The 20409-nt window shown below is 64.0% G+C and carries 16 protein-coding genes; 6 read left to right on the top strand and 10 right to left on the bottom strand.

All coding sequences use genetic code 11. The annotated features are described in order from the left end of the window. Positions 1–74 precede the first annotated feature (74 nt). Positions 75–1340: a lipid IV(A) 3-deoxy-D-manno-octulosonic acid transferase gene (gene waaA, locus HDE78_RS14485; RefSeq protein ID WP_255457833.1), complete on the bottom strand. Its 1266-nt coding sequence runs from the start codon at positions 1338–1340 to the stop codon at positions 75–77. Positions 1341–1446: 106 nt separating this feature from the next. Here waaA and lpxL point away from each other — a divergent pair, with 106 nt between their 5' ends. The 3 genes from lpxL (at position 1447) to HDE78_RS14470 (ending at position 4343) form a co-directional block, all read left to right on the top strand. Then, positions 1447–2364 (top strand): LpxL/LpxP family Kdo(2)-lipid IV(A) lauroyl/palmitoleoyl acyltransferase, encoded by a 918-nt coding sequence (gene lpxL, locus HDE78_RS14480; protein ID WP_255457824.1) that lies wholly within the window; start codon positions 1447–1449, stop codon positions 2362–2364. Between the two features lie 111 nt (positions 2365–2475). Continuing rightward, entirely contained in the window at positions 2476–3222 is a 747-nt protein-coding gene (locus tag HDE78_RS14475) for a polysaccharide deacetylase family protein (protein ID WP_255457823.1), read from the top strand. After that, positions 3219–4343, top strand: coding sequence for a glycosyltransferase family 4 protein (locus tag HDE78_RS14470; RefSeq protein WP_179480700.1), 1125 nt, complete (start codon positions 3219–3221; stop codon positions 4341–4343). The genes HDE78_RS14475 and HDE78_RS14470 overlap by 4 nt, the downstream gene beginning before the upstream one ends. A gap of 121 nt (positions 4344–4464) precedes the next feature. Here HDE78_RS14470 and HDE78_RS14465 read toward each other — a convergent pair whose 3' ends face one another. From HDE78_RS14465 to HDE78_RS14440, 6 genes are all read right to left on the bottom strand, one after another. After that, entirely contained in the window at positions 4465–5229 is a 765-nt protein-coding gene (locus HDE78_RS14465) for a glycosyltransferase family 2 protein (RefSeq protein WP_179480698.1), read from the bottom strand. Beyond that, positions 5219–6511, bottom strand: coding sequence for an O-antigen ligase family protein (locus HDE78_RS14460; protein ID WP_179480696.1), 1293 nt, complete (start codon positions 6509–6511; stop codon positions 5219–5221). Before HDE78_RS14460 ends, HDE78_RS14465 begins: the two co-directional genes overlap by 11 nt. Positions 6512–6573: 62 nt before the next feature. Beyond that, a complete protein-coding gene (locus tag HDE78_RS14455; RefSeq protein WP_255457822.1) occupies positions 6574–7689 on the bottom strand; it encodes a glycosyltransferase in 1116 nt (371 codons plus the stop codon). 90 nt (positions 7690–7779) lie between these two features. Continuing rightward, positions 7780–7986 (bottom strand): zinc-finger domain-containing protein, encoded by a 207-nt coding sequence (locus HDE78_RS14450; RefSeq protein ID WP_179480692.1) that lies wholly within the window; start codon positions 7984–7986, stop codon positions 7780–7782. Between the two features lie 139 nt (positions 7987–8125). After that, on the bottom strand, positions 8126–8722 hold the full coding sequence (locus HDE78_RS14445) for a YceI family protein (RefSeq protein ID WP_179480690.1): 597 nt from the start codon (positions 8720–8722) through the stop codon (positions 8126–8128). Positions 8723–8790: 68 nt separating this feature from the next. Then, complete coding sequence (locus HDE78_RS14440) at positions 8791–9384, bottom strand: malonic semialdehyde reductase (protein ID WP_179480688.1); 594 nt, start codon at positions 9382–9384, stop codon at positions 8791–8793. A gap of 133 nt (positions 9385–9517) precedes the next feature. Here HDE78_RS14440 and HDE78_RS14435 point away from each other — a divergent pair, with 133 nt between their 5' ends. Then, a complete protein-coding gene (locus tag HDE78_RS14435; protein WP_179480686.1) occupies positions 9518–10495 on the top strand; it encodes a mitochondrial fission ELM1 family protein in 978 nt (325 codons plus the stop codon). 51 nt (positions 10496–10546) lie between these two features. On the opposite strand, the gene glnE is transcribed toward HDE78_RS14435, so the two are convergent. Beyond that, positions 10547–13390 (bottom strand): bifunctional [glutamate--ammonia ligase]-adenylyl-L-tyrosine phosphorylase/[glutamate--ammonia-ligase] adenylyltransferase, encoded by a 2844-nt coding sequence (gene glnE, locus HDE78_RS14430; RefSeq protein ID WP_179480684.1) that lies wholly within the window; start codon positions 13388–13390, stop codon positions 10547–10549. Positions 13391–13712: 322 nt separating this feature from the next. Here glnE and HDE78_RS14425 point away from each other — a divergent pair, with 322 nt between their 5' ends. Continuing rightward, on the top strand, positions 13713–15494 hold the full coding sequence (locus tag HDE78_RS14425) for an LTA synthase family protein (protein WP_345776070.1): 1782 nt from the start codon (positions 13713–13715) through the stop codon (positions 15492–15494). Positions 15495–15699: 205 nt separating this feature from the next. On the opposite strand, the gene groL is transcribed toward HDE78_RS14425, so the two are convergent. After that, positions 15700–17349, bottom strand: a complete 1650-nt coding sequence (gene groL / locus HDE78_RS14420; RefSeq protein ID WP_179480680.1) for a chaperonin GroEL — start codon at positions 17347–17349, stop codon at positions 15700–15702. 130 nt (positions 17350–17479) lie between these two features. Next, positions 17480–17773, bottom strand: a complete 294-nt coding sequence (locus HDE78_RS14415; protein WP_179480678.1) for a co-chaperone GroES — start codon at positions 17771–17773, stop codon at positions 17480–17482. A gap of 427 nt (positions 17774–18200) precedes the next feature. Between HDE78_RS14415 and HDE78_RS14410 the strand changes: the two genes are divergently transcribed. Continuing rightward, positions 18201–20408, top strand: a complete 2208-nt coding sequence (locus HDE78_RS14410; protein ID WP_179480676.1) for a protein-disulfide reductase DsbD — start codon at positions 18201–18203, stop codon at positions 20406–20408. The last annotated feature ends 1 nt before the right edge of the window (position 20409 follow it).

Genomic DNA, 20409 nt, shown 5'->3' with positions numbered 1-20409 from the left:
GCGTCGGCCGCACTCAAAACTTTGAGCATGGAAAGTAAAAACGGGCCATAAGGCCCGTTTTTTTATACGCCTGACTATTCCTGCAGCAGGCTGTCGATCATCCGCATGATGCGATGCACGGCGCCACGCTCGCGATCAAAAACCGTCTGCGCGGCCTGCCCCATACGCTCGCGCCTGGCCGGGTCCAGCAGCAGCGCCAGCACGTCTGGACCCAGCGCCTCGCTATTGGCGACGCGCTCGGCGCCGCCCTGCTGCATCAGACTGACGGTGATTTCCTCGAAATTGAACGTGTGCGGTCCCACCAGCACCGGTATCGACAGCGCTGCCGGTTCCAACACGTTATGTCCGCCGATCGGCACCAGGCTGCCTCCGACAAAAGCGACTTCCGATGCGGCAAAAAACGGCATCAGCCGACCCATCGCATCGATCACGAAGACCTGATGCATCGGCAGCGGCAGACCATCGACGCTGTAGCTGGCGGTGGTGAAACCCAGGCTGCGTACGGATTGCTCGACCATGCGGAATCGTTCCGGATGACGTGGCGCCAGCAGCAGCAGCGCATCGGGCAAGCGCTTGAGCACCTGAAGATGCGCCTGCAGCACAGCCAGTTCCTCGCCCTCGTGCGTGCTGGCCGCCATCCATACCGGCCGCCGCGCGCCCCAGTGCTCGCGCATCGCAGCGCCATCGGTGACGGCACCGCAGGGGATCGGCATGTCGAACTTTATATTGCCGGTGACCACGAGCTGTCGGGGATCGGCACCCAGCAATCGATAGCGCGCCGCGTCGGTGCGCGACTGCGCGGCGATTTGCCGGACACAGCGCAGCGAGGATCGCACCAGACTGCGCAGCGGTTTGTAGCCGCGCAGCGAACGCTCCGACAGGCGCGCATTGACGATCATCAGCGGAATGCCGCGATCGCGGCAGGCAAAATAGAGATTCGGCCAGATTTCGGTTTCCACGATGAGCGCGAGTTGCGGCCGCACGCGCTGCATGAAGCGGTTCACCGAGAACGGCAGGTCGTAGGGCAGGTAGACGTGGAACACGCTGTCGCCGAACAGCTGATGGACCCGCGCCGTGCCCGTGGGCGTTACCGTGGTGATCACCAGCGGCGCGTTCGGATAATCGCGTTGCAGCGCCTTGATCAGCGGCTCGGCCGCATTGACCTCACCGACCGAAACGGCATGAATCCACAGGCTGCCGTTGAAGCCGGGGGCTTCGAAAATGCCGAATCGCTCCGGCCAGCGTCGGTGATAGGGCCGCGAACGCACGCCGCGGGCCAGCAGTCGCAACACCAGCAATGGTGTGACCAGATACATCGCAATGGTGTACAGAAAACGCAGCAAGAGAATCCGCCGATCAGCCGATAAATCAACGTTCAAGTATAGCCACAGCGATTTGTGCGAGCCGCCGCCGAAAGCGCCCGTTACAATGGTGCGGATGCCAGGCATGCCACGCCCCCGTTTTATCCGATCGCTGCTCGCACCACGTCATTGGCCGGCGTGGGTTGGCGTTGCCGTGATCTGGCTGATCGCTCGACTTCCGTACGCCGCGTTGCTCTGGCTCGGCCGTCGCCTCGGCGGATTGGTCATGAGAGTGCCGTCGGCACGCCGGCATATCGCCGAAACCAATATCGCGCTGTGTTTTCCCGAGCTCGATGCCGCGGCTCGGCGACGGCTGGTCGACGACAATCTGCGCGACATCGGCCTGATGCTGGTGGAATTTGCGCTGGGCTGGATGGGCAGCGAAAAGAAGATCGCCAGCATCCCCATCGTCATCGAGGGTCTGGAGCATCTGGAGCAGGCGCGCGCCCGCGGTCAGGGCGTGCTGCTGGTGGGCGGCCACTTTTCGCATCTCGAACTTTGCGCGCGGCTGGTTTCGCAGCGCATTCGCATTTCCGGCATGTACCGCAAGATGGACTCGGCCGTGTTCGAGTGGGCCGTACTGCGTGCCCGGCTGGATTACGCCACCACCATGTTCGACAAGGACGACCTGCGCGGCACGGTGAAGTATCTGCGCAGCGGCGGCACGCTCTGGTACGCGCCCGATCAGGACATGCGCAGCAAGGACAGTGTCTTCGTGCCGTTTTTCGGCGTGCCGGCCGCCACCATCACGGCGACGCATCATCTGGCGCGGCTGTCCGGCGCCGCGGTGATTCCGTTTTTCCATCGCCGCCTGCCCGATGGAACAGGCTACGCACTTCGCCTGGGCGCGCCGCTGGAAAACTTCCCCAGTACCGACGCACTGATCGACACGGCCAGGGTGAACGGCTGCATCGAGCAGATGGTGCGCGAGTCGCCCGAACAATATCTGTGGGTGCACAAGCGCTTCAAAAGTCGACCTGAAGGGCAGCCAACGCTGTACTGAGGCGCGACAGATTCGCGACAGGAACCCGCCCGAGAATCGCGCATCGCCTGAATTAGCTGCGCTGCCAGACCGGCGGCGCATTCCGGGCAGCTCAAGGAAGACTTTGCGTCCATGACTTCACCCGCCAACACCCATCTAGCGGCGATTCCGATCCTGATGTATCACAACATCGCGCCGGCGCCGCGCGACCTTGCGGTCTACCGCAGCCTGTACGTGAGCCCCGGCGCATTCGGCCGCCAGATGTGGCTGCTGCACCGGCTTGGCTATATCGGGCTGTCCGTCACGGCGGCCGAGCCCTATCTGCGCGGCGAGAAAAGCGGGCGGGTCGCGGTCATCACCTTGGATGATGGCTACGCCGACAACCTGCAGTCCGCCATGCCGGTGCTGCAAAAATGGGGGTTCAGCGCGACCTGCTATGTCGTCAGCGGACAGATCGGTCGCTACAACAGCTGGGACGACCAGCGCCTGGGTATTCGCAAACAGCTGATGACCACCGAGCAGCTTCGCGCATGGCGCGACGGCGGCATGGAAATCGGCGCGCATACGCGCACCCATCCCCGCCTCACCCAATGCACCGAGCCGCAGCTGCACGGCGAAATTCGCGGTTGCAAGGAAGAGCTGGAGGATCGCATCGGCAGCGAGGTAACCCAGTTCTGCTACCCGTATGGCGATGAAAACGAGCGTGTGGTCGAGGTCACCCGCGAGGCCGGCTTCCGCACGGCCACGACTACACACCGCGGCCGCGCTGTCGCTGGCGACGACTTGTGGCGCCTGCCGCGCATGCAGATCGCGCGCCACCATCTGCTGCCGCAGTTCGCCATGAAAGTCTTTTCCGGCTACGAGGATCGGCGTCGATGAAGTTTCTATTTGTCGGCACCAACCCTGAACACACCGGCGCCGCGACCCATTTCGTGGCGCTGGCGCAGGCCATGGCGGAAGCGGGGCACGACGTCAGCGCGGTGGTCTATCCGGACGGCCTGATTTCGCACGGCTTGGCCGGATCGAACGTACGCCTGCACCATGCGCGGTTTCGCAATATCTTCGATGTACGCGGCTATCGCGCGGTCTTTGCCGCAGCGAAAGAACAAAAGCCCGACTGGCTGGTCGGCAATTTCGGCAAGGAATACTGGCCTCTCGTTCTTTGCGGTCGACTGCTCGGCGCGAAGGTGGCACTGTTCCGTCACCGTACGCCCGCGATGAGTCGCCTTTCCGGTTATTTCCTGCCGCGGCTGGCCGACCGCTTTTTCGCCGTGTCCCACTATGCCCGGCAGGCGTACCTCGATAGCGGCGTTCCCGCCGAGCTGGTGCAGATTCTGTACAACCCGGTCAATCTGGGTATCTACCGGCCCGACGCCGAACAGCGCCGACGCATTCGTCGCCAGCTCGGCATACCCGAAGACGCCATCGTCGTGGGCTATTTCGGCCGCATGAGCGACGGCAAAGGCATCTTCACCCTGCTCGAAGCCGCCGGCGCGGCGATGCGCGACGAACCGCGGCTGCACTGCCTCTGGGTCGGCGACGGTCCCGATGCCGCGGTCCTGCGCGAGCGCGTCGCGGCACATCCTGAAACGGCGCACCGGCACCATTTCACCGGTTGGATGGAAGACGTACACCCCTTCTACAACGCCATCTCGATGCTGGCCTTTCCCTCCAAGCGGCCGGAAACCTTTGGCCGAGTGGCAGTCGAAGCGCAGGCTTGCGGCATACCCGTACTGGGAAGCAACGTTGGCGGTGTACCGGAAACCCTACAGGCAAACGCGACGGGGCTGCTCCTTGAACCGGGAAACGTCCCCGCTTGGCGTGACGCGATCCTCACGCTGAGCAACGCCCATCGGCGCGAGACGATGGGCCAAGCCGCGCAAGCCTTTGTTGCCACAAACTTCAGCACGTCAGTCATCGCTGCAGCGTTTGAAAAAACGCTGACAAGTCGCCGGATTGCAGCCGTGGACGCCTCTGCGGGGCAGACGGCTTCACTATGAGCCGATCCCGGCCCTTAACCCTTAACCTGACTCCCGTGCACAGCCGAATCAGCGGCGACCGCTGGCGCAACGGGAGACATTTCGATCGCATCGTAGAAACGGCGAGTCCGGTGCGGTACGTCTAGGGCCGGATATTTCCACGCCGCTTAGCCTCGTGCAGCTTGGCGTACTTCAAGAACGCATAGAAGGCGCCGGTAACGCTGGCGATAAACCCCGCCCAGCCATTCAGAAAATAACGCTTGCCGATGTACTGGCGCAGAAAAAAGACCGGCGGATAGAACACCATGCGCAGCCCCGTGAAACGCTGACGCTTGCGCAGCTTGTACGCGACCATGCCGGTGGTGTAACGGTTGATCTTTTCTATTCGGGTGGCAATGTCGCTGTCGCCGTTGTTGACGAAGTCGGCGCGATGCAGGGTCTTTACCGGTCCGCGTACCTCGACGGCAGAATGGACCTCGACATCGTTCATGCCGCCGCGGCGTCGATCGAAAAGCCGCAGGTGTCCGTTGCGCCAGCTCAAGCGGTGCTGCACAGTCCAGAACATGCGCTCACGGCGCGGCAGGCGAAAGCCCGCATGACGAGGAGCAACTAAAGCCTCTTCAATGATCTCTCGGGTTCCAGGCGAGAGGATTTCATCGGCATCCAGGTTGAGTATCCAGTCGTGACTGGCCATGTCGTAAGCGCGCTGCTTCTGCGGGCCGTAATCGTCGAAGGGATGTACGGCCATGCGTGCGCCATGCGCTTCGGCAATGCGTGCCGTGGCATCGGTGGAGCCGGAGTCGAGCACCACGATTTCGTCGGCCCAGTCGACTTGGCGAAGGCACTCGTCCAACGTATCGGCGTTGTTGAAAGTGATCACGACCACCGACAGCGGTTCACGCGACATGGCCGACCGCCCCGTCCGCATCGCTTCCATCAGAGGCTACTTCAACAGATATCGATGCGCACCATAGTCCAAGCAGCCAGCCAAACAGCAAGCCCCACCACGCCGAATAGAAGGCCAAATGTGTGTTTAGAGGAAACAGCATCACGCCGATCGCCACTGTCGCAGGAAAAGCCCGCGCGCGCGCCGCTGGACCCACATTTCGCCAGGCGCAAAATGCCAGGCAGGCGCCCGCAAGCCACAGCAGCAACCCCACCGCCCCGGTTTCACAAAGTATCTCCAACACCAGCTGGTGCGGATGACAGGCGCCTTCGCCTTCGCCGCACGACTCGTCCATCACAAAATGGTCCGTCGCCGGCGCGAAGTGCGGATAGGCATAACGAAAACCGCGCACGCCGACGCCGTTGATGGGATGCGCCGCGATCATCTCGGCGCTGGCATGCCAGATATCCAGCCGTCCGCTCAGCGCCGTATCCACCGATTGGGGGTCTCCACGCAGCGCAATCAAGGTGCGGTCCATGCGGCTGTGGAAACGCTCGGAGGTTTTCCACGCGACACCTCCTGCCAGCACAAGCGCGCCGGCAACGACCGCGCAGAACCCGATAAATCGGGTCGGCGTTCTAGCCTCACGCCAGACGAAAGCCACCGCGACCAGGGCATAGCAAATCCACGCCGCGCGCGATCCGGCCAGCAGCACGGGCCCGAGCAAAAAACCGAAAGACAGCAGCAGCCCAGGCAAACCCCATCGTCGGGACGCGGCCCAGAGCGCGAAAGGCGACAACACGGCCAACGTCGGCCCCAGCTTGAGATTGGCGGCGCCAAAAATGCCGGATAGACGTTCGGCCTCGGCATGGCCGCCCAGACTCCAACCGGTGAATGCCTGAATCCAGGCATCGGCGGCCCAGAACGCGACCACCAGCGCCACGCCGTCGAACAGCATCTGCAGCTTTTCGGTGCGACGAATCGCGAAGCAGGCGTACAAGCCCAGAGGAACGTATCGCAGGATTGCCGCCACCGTGCCCCAGCTCTTGCCGGGAACCACGGAGCCGAAGGCGGATATCAGCGCCGCGCCGATATACGCTGCCAGCAGCCACAGCAGCAGACGCGCGCCGGTATTTTCCCGCAGCGCATGCGGATACCTGGCAAAGAGCATGATCACCCCAAGCAGGCAAAGTACCGTACCCAGCTCAGAACTGCGCCCCACCGGCAACAGCGCCACCACCAGCCAGAACGGCAGCAGCGGCGAGCGCAGCGCGGCCTTGAGCGTGGAGCGAATGGGAATCATGCAACCCGCCGTGATGAAGACAATGGCGCATTGTAGGCGAGCGGGTGTTCGGGAGACCGAACTCAGCTGCCGGCGACCTCCGCATACAACGCCAGCGTGGCCTGCTGCATGTCGACCAGTCGATAACTTTGCAGCGGAGCGATCGGCGGGGCAACGCGCAGCAGTTCGGCCGCACGATCCACCAGCTTTTCGCGATCGCCCGGCGGCACGCGACCGGCAGGATACAGTTCGGCCAACAGCTCGCCGACGCCACCGTGGGCGTAACCGAGCACCGGCCGACACAGCGACAGCGCCTCGATCACGGTGCGCCCAAACGATTCAGGCTTGTTGGACAACTGCAGCACCAGCGTGGATATCGCATAGATATCGCGCACGTCGCTGCGCGACGGCGTCAGCACTACTTGCGAGGTGACGCCGCGCACACGGATCAGCTCCTGCAGCTCGGCCAGATACTCCTCACGACCCGGCTCCACGACGCCCAGCAGCAGCAGGCGCGCTTCGACACCGCGACGCTTGAGATCGGCCAGCAGTTCGATCGCATCGTGGTGTCCCTTGAGGCGGGTGCCGCGGGCCGGAAGCGTCAGCAGCGGCGCACCAGCCAGCGCCGGGTACTCGGTGAAAAACGCCTTCGTCCACCCGTCGTCCGGGCGGTGGCCGTAGGGGAACGCAGCGGCATCGATGCCGCGCGGAATCACCCGCACGCGGCTCGACTCGAGCCAACGGTAGTGGCTCAGCACGTAGTCCCGCAGGGTCTGCGACACCGCAATCACTTTTTCGCCGCGCAGCAGAATCGCACTGTAGCGACCGGGCGAATTGAGCCCGTGCACGGTGGTGACGAAATGTGGCCGCGGGGTTAGCCCCTTGATGGCCCACCAGCCCAGCCACGCCGGCAGCCGCGAGCGCGCATGCACGATGTCGGGTCGTATCTGCTGCAGCAGACGACGAAGCTGGCCAAGCCGTCCCAGCGTCCGCAGCGACTTGCGCGCCAGGTCCAGCGTGATGTGTTCGCCGCCCTCGGCCTGCAGCTGCTCGACCATCCGGCCGCCCGCAGAGATCACCACCGAGCGATGGCCCGCCAGCACCAGTGCACGGGAAATCTCCAGCGTCGAACGCTCCGCACCGCCGGCATGCAGACGCGGGATGAGCTGGACGACGGTAAGCCGTCTGGCTGGCGCCATGGCGCTAGGCGCGAGCTCTGGGCTAATGACTTTCATCCGATGGGTAAAGCAAAAACAGTGCCGCTGACTGCAGTGAAGTAACGCCTGCGATCAGTCGCGCAGCACGTATTTGGCACCGCAATAGGCACAAACGGACTCGCCGCCGTCGCCCTCGATGGGCAGATAGACCTTCGGATGCGAATTCCACACCTCCATGCCGGGCATCGGGCAGGACAGCGGTAGGTCGGCGCGCGTCACTTCGTAACGATTTTCGGCATTGGCCGGCACCAGCGACACGGCAGAAACGGGGCGCGACATGAGGAACTCCGGACGATCTGACAAGAGGAGAATGGTAGCAGGCTGAGCGCTCACGTCGGATAGGCCATAGCCAGATATGGAAAACCCGCGCCGTTGCCGGCGCGGGCTGGGGTCAATCGTGTTGGCGTTACCGCGTGGCTTACTTGGCCGCGTCGGCCTTGGCGACCGCGCCTTCGGTAGTGATGTGGATCTTGATCTCGTCGCTGACGTTGGGCACATAAGCCGCCACGCCGAAATCCGAGCGCTTCAGCGTACCGGTGGCGTCGAAGCCGATCGCCTGCACCTTCTTCATCGGATGCTCGCCGACCTTGTTGAGCTTGGCGTCCAGCACGACCGACTTGGTCACACCGTGCACGGTCAAGTCGCCGGTCACCTTGAACTTGTCGCCACCGAGCGGCTGCACCTTGGTGCTCTTGAAGGTCACGTCCGGATATTTGGCGGCGTCGAAGAAATCCGGCTTTTTCAGATGCTCATCAAGCGCGCTGACATGGGTATCCAGATTGGCCAGCGGCAGCGTCACTTCCACGCTGGATTTGGACGGCTGCTTCTCGTCGTACACCAGGGTGCCGCTGCCCAGCGGCAGGTTGGCGGTAGGGTTGGAAAAGCCGAAATGATTCCAGGTGAACAGCACCATCGTATGGCCCGGGTCGAGCTGGTAGGTGACCGGCGCGGCCTGGACCGAAGAGACGGCGGCGCCGAGCAAACCGGCGATGGCGAGAAAACGAAGAGTGCGCATGAGGTATCTCCTGGGAAAGGTGAGAGCTTGAAAGGACGATTTCAGAACGGTGTAGTGGCACTGCGCCATCAGGCGATCGTGCAGGCCTCGTCGAACGTGAGCCGTGGGCTGCGCGGGAACATATTGCGGCTGGCGTCGCCGTAACCGATGTTGATCAAGAAGTTGGACTTGATCGACGTGCCGGCAAAAAAGGCCGCGTCGACGCCCGCCTGGTCGTAGCCGGACATCGGCCCACAATCCAGGCCCAGCGAACGTGCTGCCAGCAACAGATACGCACCCTGCAGGCTGGAATTGCGGAACGCGGTAGCCTCGATCATCGCCTGATTGCCGACAAACCAGCTGCGGGCATCGGCATGCGGGAAAAGCTTCGGCAGCTTTTCGTAAAAGGCCTGGTCGCTGCCGATGATCGCGGTGACCGGGGCTTCCGCCGTCTTGGCGCGATTGGCTTCGGACAGAAACGGTGCCAGCTTGGCCTTGGCCTCTTTCGACTTCACGAATACCACGCGCATCGGCGACGCGTTGGCGCTGGTCGGCGCAAACTTGGTCAGGTCATACAGCTGGTGCAGCTGCTCGTCGCTGACCTCTTTGAGCTGCCACGCATTGAACGTGCGGGCCTCGCGAAAGAGCTGGTCGAGGGCGGCCTCGGAAAGTGTCTGGCTCATCGGTATCCTCTATCGTCACAGTGCACCGTCACGGCGCGGTAGGCGTTCAGTGTATAGGTGTGGCGTTACCAACAGATCATGGGCTTGAGGAACGTACTGTGCTCGCAGGGGAAACAATGCCGCGCCGCCGACCATGCTGAAACTGCGCGGTGAGTGCTGGGCCATTACCGACAATGCCGCCGGCAACCAGCGCCAGGCATGGGCTGTGGCCGAACGGCTGGGCCTGCCGGTGCGCCATCTGATACTCGAACCGCGCCCGCCGTGGTCGTGGCTGGCACCGCGCCTTTCCATCGGCGGCGCTCTGGCACTGAGTGCGGATCAGCAGCGTCTGTTTGCGCCGCCGTGGCCGGACGTGGCGATCGGCTGTGGCCGAGCCGCCGCGCTTTTTACGCGGCAACTGCGTCGGCTTTCTTCCGGTCGTTGCTACACGGTGCAGATTCTCGATCCGCGAATCGATCCGGCGCACTGGGACACGGTGATCGCGCCGCTGCACGACGAGCTGCATGGTGCCAACGTGCTGACGCCGATGGGCTCGCTCAACACCGTCGACGACGGCTGGCTGGCGGACGGGCGCGAATCCTGTCCCGCACTGGCCGACCTGCCGCAGCCGCGCGTCGGCGTCCTGCTCGGCGGTCCGCGCCAGGGCATGATGTTCGACGCCGATTACGCGCAACGTCTGGCCGGCCACCTGCTCGATCGGCATCGGCGCGAACGCGGCAGCTTGCTGGTGCTGGCCTCACGTCGCACGCCCACCGCGCTGATCGACGTCTTCCGCCAGGCGTTTCGAGACGTGCCGGGCCTGATCTGGGCCGGGCACGACGATGGCCCCAATCCCTACCCTGGCGTGCTCGGCTGGGCCGATCGCCTGGTAGTGACGCCCGACTCGGTGAACATGCTCAGCGAGGCCTGCGCGGTAGGCTGCCCGGTGCATACGTTTGCCATGGCGCCACTGCCGGCAAAAATCGAACGGTTTCATGCCGCCCTGCGCGACGCCGGCCTGCTGCTCGATATCGATTCCGACGCCGCCAGCTCGGCACCGCCACTGCGGGAAACCGAGGCCCTGGCCGACGAACTGTGTCGCCGCATACGGGCACGGCAGGCGCTGTCCTGACCTCGCGCGCCAAGTTTCTAGACCGGAGCGACTGACTACACCCAACGCGTTTCAGCCGAACTGAAAACCCAGCCCCTCGGCGACGTCCCATACGCCGGCACAGACCTGCTTGAGCTCCGCATCGCGCGGTGCAAGGCGCGAGCGCAGATCCATCGTGCAGGTGAGCGAGCGCTGCAGCAGATCGGCATGCGCGACGGTCAGTATCGCCGCCTGGTTGGCGTCGATCAGCCGTGCCCTTCGGCAAGCTTCGATCATCGCCGCGTTGGCCGTGACTTCCAGCAGCTCTGGGTGGTGCGATGCGTTCGCCAGCACGAGCCCCTGCAGCAGGAATTCGATATCGAGCAAGGCGCCGTGCCCCTGCTTCAAATCGAGCTGGCGCGCATCGGAGCGATCGCGCTCGGTGCGCCAACGCCGACGCATGCTGCTGACTTCGGCAAACACCGTCGCGTGATCGCGTGGCACGGACAGAATGTCGCGACGCACCTGCGCCAGATCGTCGTTGAGCGCCGCATCGCCGGCCACCGGCCGCGCCCGCAGCAGCGCCTGATGCTCCCAGGTCCAGGCGCGGCTTTTTTGATACGCGACAAACGTGTCCAGACTGCTCACCAGCAGACCCTTGGAACCATCCGGCCGCAGACGCGCATCGACTTCGTAGAGTCGACCGGCGCGGGTCAGCACAGTAAGCCAGTTCAGCACGCGCTGCGCGAGGCGCTGATACCAGCGCACGCCTTCGAGTGGCCGATCGCCGTCGCTCAACGCGCTCGCACGACGGCTGTCGTAAACAAAGACGAGATCGAGATCCGACGCGAAGCCCAGCTCCTTGCCGCCCATGCTGCCGTAGCCAAGCACGGCAAAGCCCGAGCCCACGCCCGGCAACCGACCGTGCTTGACGATCAGCTCGCGCTCGGACAGTGCGGTCACCGCGATCACGACCGACTCGGCCAACGTGGCCAGCCGTCGCGCGGTGGCCACCGCATCGACGCGACCGTCATTGAAGGCCAGCCCGAGCCGGAAGGCGGTCGAGGCCTTGAATTCGTTGATCCGCTCGAGCTCGGCCTCGGCCTCGCGCTCGTCCAGCGTGGCCAGCACGCGGGTGATTTCGGCGACGATGTCGGCGCGCTTGAACGGCAGTTGATCGATGCGCGGATCGAGCACGTCATCCAGCAGCAGCGGCTGCGCGATGACGCGCTCGGCCAGAAATGCGCTGTCGGCGAACAGCTGCACCAGGCGCTTGCGCGCGCCGGGCTGCTCTTCCAGCAGCGCCAGATACGAAGAGCGCCGCGCCACCGCCTGCATCAGCCGGCACAGGCGCAACAGACACGGTACCGGTGCCGCACTGAGTCGCGCCGCGTCGAGCAGCTGCGGCATCAGATGATCGAGCTGTTCGCGCGAGCGCACCGACATCGCGCGCACGGCGGCAGCCTGCGGCAGTTTCAACAGCGCATCGGCCAGCTCGACGCCGCCGCTGAAACCGGAAGCCTCCAGCGCGGCCGCATCGAGGGATTCGTCGCAGGCCTTTTGCCACAGCAGCATGTCCTGCACCGGCACCGTGGCCGCGCGGCCACCTTGTGGCATCAGTACGGCGGCGAACTCCTCGCTGGTGTTGGCGCGATGCTCGGCCAGCGCCGCGTCGAGCGCATGCCAGTCGGCATAGCCCAGGCTCAGGGCGATGCGTTCGCGGCTCAGGTCGTCTTCGGGAATGTCGTGCGTCTGCGCATCGCGCAGCATCTGCACGCGATTCTCCACGCGGCGCAGCAGCACGTAGGCATCGCGCAGCAGGCTCGCCCGCACCGCATGAATATGCCCGCGCGCTTCGCACTCGGCCAGCGCAGGAAGCAGGCCGCGCACGCGCAGGCTGGGTTCGCGACCGCCGCGAATGAGCTGGGTTAACTGCACAATGAATTCGATCTCGCGGATACCGCCCGGGCCGAGCTTGAGGTTGTCGGCCAGATCCTTGCGCACGACCTCGGCATCGATTAACGCCTTCATCTCACGCAGGCCCGCGAACGCGGTGTAGTCGAGGTATTTGCGATAAACGAATGGCCGCAGCAGCTCCTCCAGCTGTTCGCCGGCCGCGCGATCGCCGGCGACCGGGCGGGCCTTGATCCAGGCATAGCGTTCCCAGTCGCGGCCTTCGCTCTGGTAGTACTGCTCCATCGCGCCGAACGACAGCGCCAGCCGGCCGGCGTTGCCGAACGGGCGCAGACGCAGATCGACCCGCGCACAGATGCCATCCATCGTCGGCTCATTCAACAGGCGCACCAGCTGGCGCCCGAGCCGCACGAAGTATTCGCTGTTGTCGAGCGGCCGCGAGCCATCGCTCTGGCCGCCCTGCGGATAGGCCAGCACCAGATCGATGTCGGAGGAAAAATTCAGCTCGCTGCCGCCGAGCTTGCCGAAGCCGACCACGACCATGCGCTGCCGCTCGCCGTCATGATCGCGGGCTTGCCCGTAGCGCGCGGCTAGCGCCCGTTCGGACCAGGCCAGCGCCACGCCGAGCAGAACTTCGTAGAGCACGCTGGTCGCCGACAGCGTCTCGGGCAATGCATCGAGCTGATTGACATCGCGAAACACCAGGCGCAGCGCCTCGGCGTGACGAAAGCGGCGCAGCACTTTGAGACTGCCTGCCTCGTCATCCGGCAGCTTCAAATCGTCGACGCGGGCATTCGCCGCGCTTGTGTCATACAAGCGCGCCAGCCCGGACGGCGACAGCAGTTCCGGCTGGCGCGACCACACGTCGAAGGCGAAGTCGCTGGCCAGAAGGGTATGGCGGATACGCGCGGTGTCCTCGTCGTCATGCTGAACGTGGAGGCCGGCACTGCGGCAACGGGCAAGCAGATCGCCGTAACGATCGTCGATCAATGCGCGCAGCGCGGGAGATTCTTGAGCTGACATCCCGGCATTGTGCCGCACGCGACAGGGTCGACGGGTCAACGACCGGGCCAGGCATGCCGGTTATCGGTAAACCGGCCCCGCAGGAGGCACGCTCACGCTCAAATGCCGTTCAGCATCGGCACGTCGCCACCCACACTGGGTTCATCTGCGCTCGATTACATTTCCGTGTCTAAACCATGTCAGCAAGCGCAGGACTGTCATGCCGTTGAATGCCTCCCAGCCAGTCCGCCCCGCTCGATCGCTTGCAACGCGCGCCGCCTGCGTGCTTTTTGCAGCTCTCCTCTTTGTCCTTTTGACCAGCCTGCTGGACGGTGGACCGGGAGTGGCGCCATCGCAATGGCTGCAGCAACCGCGCTTTGCCCTGGCCAACGCTCTGGCCGGGCTGCTGCTGGCTGGCGTGTTACTGGTGCTGACCCGCCGGCTTTTGCTGGCGTTCGGGCTGGCCTTTCTGGTGCAGGGCGTCTTCTACGCCGTGAATACGCTGAAGGTGGCCAACCTCGGCACGCCGCTCCTGCCCGACGACTTCCGCATGGTCGGTCAGCTGCGCCGCGGTGGCGCGCACCTGCTGTTCGGCTATTTGCCGCACAGCCCATGGCCGTATCTGGGCGTGCTGGTTGCCATCGCGCTAGCGGTGGCGATCTGGCGCTTCGAGCCGCCGCTGTTCGCCCGTCGCACCGGTGGCAAACGGCTGCTGGCCGGCGGCGTGCTGACGGCTTTGCTGGTCAGCCTGCTTATAGGCACGTCGACATGGGGCCGAATCTATAACGGCCACGTGCTCTGGATGGAACCCTGGTCGGCCGCGTCCACAAGCGGCCACTCGGGAATGATCAGCTCACTGGTCATGTTTCAACTGCAGAACGGCCACAACAAACAGAAGCCCGATCACGTCGCGGCAAGTCAGCTGATCGATCAGTCGGCGGCAGCGATGAAGCAGTACATGCAGGCGCCGGCAGCCGGGCACGACATGCCCGACATCGTGGTGATCCAGAGCGAATCGTTTTTCGACCCGACCATCATGCGCGGCTACGAGAACAGCCACTTCACGCCGAACCTGAAGCGGCTGGCCGAGCACGGCATGAGCGGCCCGCTGCATGTGCCGACGTTCGGTGGTGGCACCATCCGCACCGAGTTCGAAGTGCTGACCGGCCTCTCGCTGCGCTACTTCGACAATCTGCAGTTCCCGTATCTGCAGATGAGCAAGAAGTCGGTGCCCAGCCTGGTGCGCACGCTCAACAGCCACGGTTACGACACGATCGCGCTGCACGGCAACGATCCGACCTTCTGGAACCGCAGCACCGCGTTCAAGGCGCTGGGTTTCAATCGGTTCGTGTCGCAGTCCTCGTTTCCCGCCAACGCGGCGAACGACGGCAAGTACATGGCCGACAGCGCGATGACCGACGAGATCATGACGCAGATGAAGGACAGCGGGCCGCCGCAGTTCATTTTTGCCATCAGCATCGAGGCACACGGCCCTTACGACGTGGAGCCCGCTCACGCCGATGAACGCGACGCTATTCCCGTACCGAACGGCCTGGCCGATATCGACAAGCGCGAGCTGCAGAATTACATTTATCACATGCGCCACGCCGACGCCGAGCTGGGCCGGCTGGTCGCGTGGCTGGCCAAACGCAATCGCCCGAGCCTGGTACTGTTCTACGGCGATCATCTGCCCGGTTTGACCGACAGCTATCGCACCACCGGCTTTGTCGACGGCCAAGACATGCTGAGCCAGGCAGGTACATGGCTGATGGTCGATCCACACAATCTTCATGGCCAACCGACCCGCACCGACACTGCCGCCTGGCTGTTACCGGGCAAGCTGCTGGAGCAGGCCGGTATCCATAACGATCCGTACTTCGCTTTGACCACTCTGGTTGGTCCACAGCTGGCGTCGCTGACCAAGGCACCCGGCGCGCCACCGCCGTCCGAAGCCGGCGACGAACAGCGCATCGATCAGGCGATGTCCAGCGTCGACCAGCTGCGCATGAGCGGCAAGCTCGACAACCTGCTCCCGAAAATCGATACGCCGCAGGCCAGCGGCATCGTGCGCGACGATGCTGCCGGACCGTCGCCACCGTCGGCACCCGCCGCTTTGTTCTATTAGCTTCTAGCTTCACAAAAAGGTTTCTCGACCGACATTTCCGCTTATCTACTAGCCAGCCAAGATCCTGCTGCCGCCCATGCGGCACTAACAAAAAACCCCGCCGAAGCGGGGTTTTTTGTTGCAGATGTTTTGCTGAGCAGTGCGGCCATAAACGGCCGCTTGGGGTGTGCTCTTGCCATCGTCTCCGATGGCAAGAGCACAGGACTTAGAAGTCCATACCGCCCATGCCGCCCATGCCACCCGGCGCGCCGCCGCCGTGGCTGTGGCCGTCGTCTTTCTTCGGTACTTCGGCAACGATAGCCTCGGTGGTGATCGCCAGACCGGCGACCGATGCCGCATGCTGCAGAGCCGAGCGGGTGACCTTGGTCGGATCCAGGATGCCCATTTCGACCATGTCGCCGAACTCGCCGGTGGCGGCGTTGTAGCCAAAGTTGCCGGTGCCTTCCTTGACCTTGTTGAGAATCACGGACGGCTCTTCGCCGGCGTTCGACACGATCGCACGCAGCGGCGCTTCCAGCGCGCGGCGGGTGATCGCAATGCCCAGGTCCTGATCGGTGTTGTCGCCCTTCAGGCCTTCGACGGCCTTCAGTGCGCGGATCAAAGCGACGCCGCCGCCCGGAACCACGCCTTCTTCGACCGCTGCGCGCGTGGCGTGCAGGGCGTCTTCCACGCGGGCCTTCTTCTCTTTCATTTCGATCTCGGTGCCGGCACCGACCTTGATCACGGCAACACCGCCGGCCAGCTTGGCCACGCGCTCCTGCAGCTTCTCGCGGTCATAGTCGGACGAGGTCTCTTCGATCTGCGCCTTGATCTGGCTGATGCGCGACTGGATCTTGTCCGCTTCGCCGGCACCGTCGATGATGGTGGTGTTTTCCTTGGTAATGACGATACGCTTGGCGCGACCCAGATCGCCGATCGTGGTCTTTTCCAGCGACAGGCCCACTTCCTCGGACACGACCTGACCGTTGGTCAGCACCGCGATGTCTTCCAGGATCGCCTTGCGACGATCGCCGAAGCCCGGCGCCTTGACGGCGGCGACCTTGACGATGCCGCGAATGGTGTTGACGACCAGCGTGGCCAGGGCCTCGCCTTCGACTTCTTCGGCCACGATCAGCAGCGGCTTGCCGGCCTTAGCGACGGCTTCCAGCACGGGCAGCAGCTCGCGCACGTTCGACACTTTCTTGTCGTGAATCAGGATGTACGGGTCGTCCAGCTCAACCTGCTGCGACGCCTGGTTGTTGATGAAGTACGGCGACAGGTAGCCGCGGTCGAACTGCATGCCTTCGACGACGTCGAGCTCGTTCTCCAGACCCGAACCTTCTTCCACCGTGATCACGCCTTCCTTGCCGACTTTCTTCATCGCAGTGGCGATGATGTCGCCGATGTTGGTGTCGGAGTTGGCCGAGATGGTGCCGACCTGGGCGATCGCCTTGTCGTCGGCGGTCGGGTTGGACAGCTTCTTGAGCTCGCCGACCGCAGCGATGACGGCCTTGTCGATGCCGCGCTTCAGGTCCATCGGGTTGATGCCGGCGGCAACCGCCTTCAGGCCTTCCTGGATGAACGCCTGTGCCAGCACGGTCGCGGTGGTGGTGCCGTCACCGGCGACGTCGGACGTCTTGGAAGCGGCTTCCTTGACGATCTGCGCGCCGAGGTTCTCGTACTTGTCAGCCAACTCGATCTCTTTGGCGACAGACACGCCGTCCTTGGTGATCGTGGGGGCGCCGAAGCTCTTTTCGAGCACGACATTGCGGCCCTTGGGACCGAGGGTGACCTTGACCGCGTTGGCCAGGGTATTGACGCCCTTGAGCATGCGGGCGCGGGCGTCTTCGCCGAAACGTACTTCTTTAGCTGCCATGATTTTTTTGCCTCAAAAAATTAAATTAGGAAAGGTTTGTCGCTTGCAAAAGCCCAACAGAAAGGGGCCAAAGGCGACTGGGGTGCGCGGGTTTTGATTTCGCGCTCTCCCGTCAAAAGGCCCCCATCAATCAACCTTCAATCACAGCCACGATGTCATCTTCCTTCAGGAAGACCAGATCTTCGCCGTCGATCTTGATTTCCTGACCGGCGTACTTGCCGAACAGGACGGTGTCGCCCACCTTTACCGACATCGGGCGCACGCTGCCGTCTTTCTGGATCAGGCCGGTGCCGGCAGCGGTGACCTTGCCGCGGGTCGGCTTTTCGGTGGCGCTGTCGGGGATGACGATGCCGCCGGCCGAGACGCGCTCTTCTTCGAGACGCTTGACGATGACGCGATCATGCAACGGACGCAGTGTGCTCATGGGTGGACTCCAACTTGGCTAGTGAAATGGAACGAGGTTTCAAAGACCCGGATCGGCGACTTGTTAGCACTCGATACCGATGAGTGCTAATTTTAATGATGCAGAAATCCTGTGCAAGCGTCTTGAACCGGTGACTGGACAGCAGATTGGGCGCCTTGACGCCACTTTCAAGGTGCCGTCATCGAACGATCACATTAAGAATCTGAACGCGAGTCTCCGCCCCACCCCCGCCAAACCGAGCCAAGCGCTGGCGAAATGCCTGATTTCACCCGAAGGTGCTACTAGCTAAGAGCTGCACATGGTCGTAGGTCGGCATAGCACCCGGAGCGCAAGTCCGGCGGATGGGAAACCCCAGCCTTTCATGCGTGCCTAATACGCCATAATGCTGAGTCGCCTGTCCCCACAGGCCCCGATTGCTGGAGTTGTCATGAGACCGTTGCTTGCCGGCCGAACGTCTGTTCGTGCGCTGATAAACACGCTGCTCTGTCTGGGCCTGCTCATCGCTGCCGCGCCGGTGTTTTCGCAAAGCACGGCCGACCTGCTGCCGGTCACCGAGGCCTACAAGCTCAGCAGCGACGCGTCCACGCCGGGCGTGCTGAAGCTGCACTGGACGCTGGCCCAGGACTATTACCTCTACCGTGGCCGCATGAAGTTCAAGGCCGGCCCAGGCGTCACGCTGGGTGAACCGCAGTTCCCCGACGGCGAAAAGCATCACGACGAATACTTGGGCGACGTCGAGATCTATCACCACAGCATCGACGCCACCGTGCCGTACACCTTGGCCGCGGGCACCACGCGGCTGGCGCTGAGCGTGCAGTACCAGGGCTGCCACGAGGTCGATCCGAAGATCTGCTACCCGCCGCATACCGAACAGCTCGACCTGCCGCTGCCGGCTGGGGCGGGCAAGTCCATCGACTCAGCAGCGACCTCAAGCAACAGCTCACTCGGCGATGCCCTGCACGCCTTGGGCGGCAAATCATCCGCGACCGGCAACGGACCTCTGCCGCCGGAGCAGGCGTTCCGGCTGGAGGCGCTGGCCAGTTCGCCGGGCCATCTGCTGCTGCGCTGGACCATGCCCAAGGGCTACTACCTTTATAAGGACCAGACCACGCTGCAGCCGCACGATGCGCCGGGCTTGACCCTGAAGCCGACGTGGCCCGCCGGCGTGATGCACCAGGATGCAAAGTACGGCAGCGTCACCGTGTATTTCGATCAGCTCGAGTTGCCCGTGGCTGTCGACGGCGACCTCGCCGGGCGACAGTCGCTTACGCTGGACGCCAGCTTTCAGGGCTGCCAGGACGGCGGCCTGTGCTATCCGGTGATGCACCGCACGCTGACGATCGATCTGGCCAGCGCCGACGCTTCGCCAAGCGCTGCAGCGGTAGCGCCGGAAATGCCGCCTGCCGGCATCGCTGGCACGGCCGTGCAGGCCAGCCTGCTGAGCGCGCTGTTGCTGGCGCTGGGCGGCGGGCTGGTGTTGAACCTGATGCCTTGCGTGCTGCCCGTGCTGTCCATCAAGGCAGTGAGCATTCTCGAAAGCGGCGAGAGCGCAACCAGCGCGCGTCGCCATGCGTTGTATTACAGCGCCGGCGTGCTGTGCAGTTTTGCTGCGCTGGGCCTGAGCATTCTCGCCCTGCGTTCGGCCGGTCACGCGCTGGGCTGGGGCTCGCAGCTGCAGCAGCCGCTGCTGGTCGGTGTGCTGGCCTGCGTGATGCTGGCCGTTGGCCTGTCGATGTCGGGCGTGGTGCAGTTCGGCGCCTCGCTGGGCAATACCGGCGCATCGCTGGCCTCGCGTTCGGGGCCGGCGGGCGACTTCTTCACCGGCGTGCTCGCCGTGGTGGTGGCCAGCCCGTGCACCGCGCCGTTCATGGGCAGCGCGCTGGCCTATGCGTTCGCCGCGCCGATGCTGTCCGCACTGCTGGTGTTCCTGATGCTGGGTATCGGCCTGGCGCTACCGTTTCTGCTGATCGGCTTCGTGCCGGCGCTGGCTCGCCTGCTGCCGCGACCCGGCCGCTGGATGGAAACGCTGAAAGAAGTGCTGGCCTTCCCGATGTACCTCACCGCCGTGTGGCTGGTCTGGGTGCTTGCGCACCAGCGCGGTGCCGACGCCGTCGGCCTGGTGCTGGTGGCGATGGTGCTGCTGGCGATGGCACTGTGGTGGTTCGAGCGCAGCCGCCACGGACGCGCGCTGAGCAAGGTCTTTGTCGCCCTGCTCGCCATTGCCGCGCTGGTGCCGCTGTATCTGCTGGCGCATGTGGTGCCGCCGGCAACCGCGGCGACGACGCAGGAAGGCGTGGTCGCCTACACGCCGGAAAAACTCGCTTCGCTGCGCGCCTCCGATACGCCGGTATTCGTCGACATGACCGCCGACTGGTGCGTCACCTGCAAGGCCAACGAGCACACCGTGCTGGATAGCGACGCGTTTCGCGCGCTGCTCAAGCGCACCGGTGCGGTTTATATGAAAGGCGACTGGACCGACGTCAACCCGACCATCAGCGCTTTTCTGCAGCAGTACCACTCGCCCGGCGTGCCGCTGTATGTGGTGTTCCCGAAACACGGCGGACCGGGCAACCAGCTGTCGACCGTGCTCACGCCCTCGATGGTCGAGCAGGCGCTGACCGCGGCGGCGCAGTAAA

The organism is Rhodanobacter sp. K2T2 (assembly GCF_013408815.1).
Taxonomy (GTDB): Bacteria; Pseudomonadota; Gammaproteobacteria; order Xanthomonadales; family Rhodanobacteraceae; genus Rhodanobacter.
This window is presented reverse-complemented; position numbering and strand designations above follow the sequence as displayed.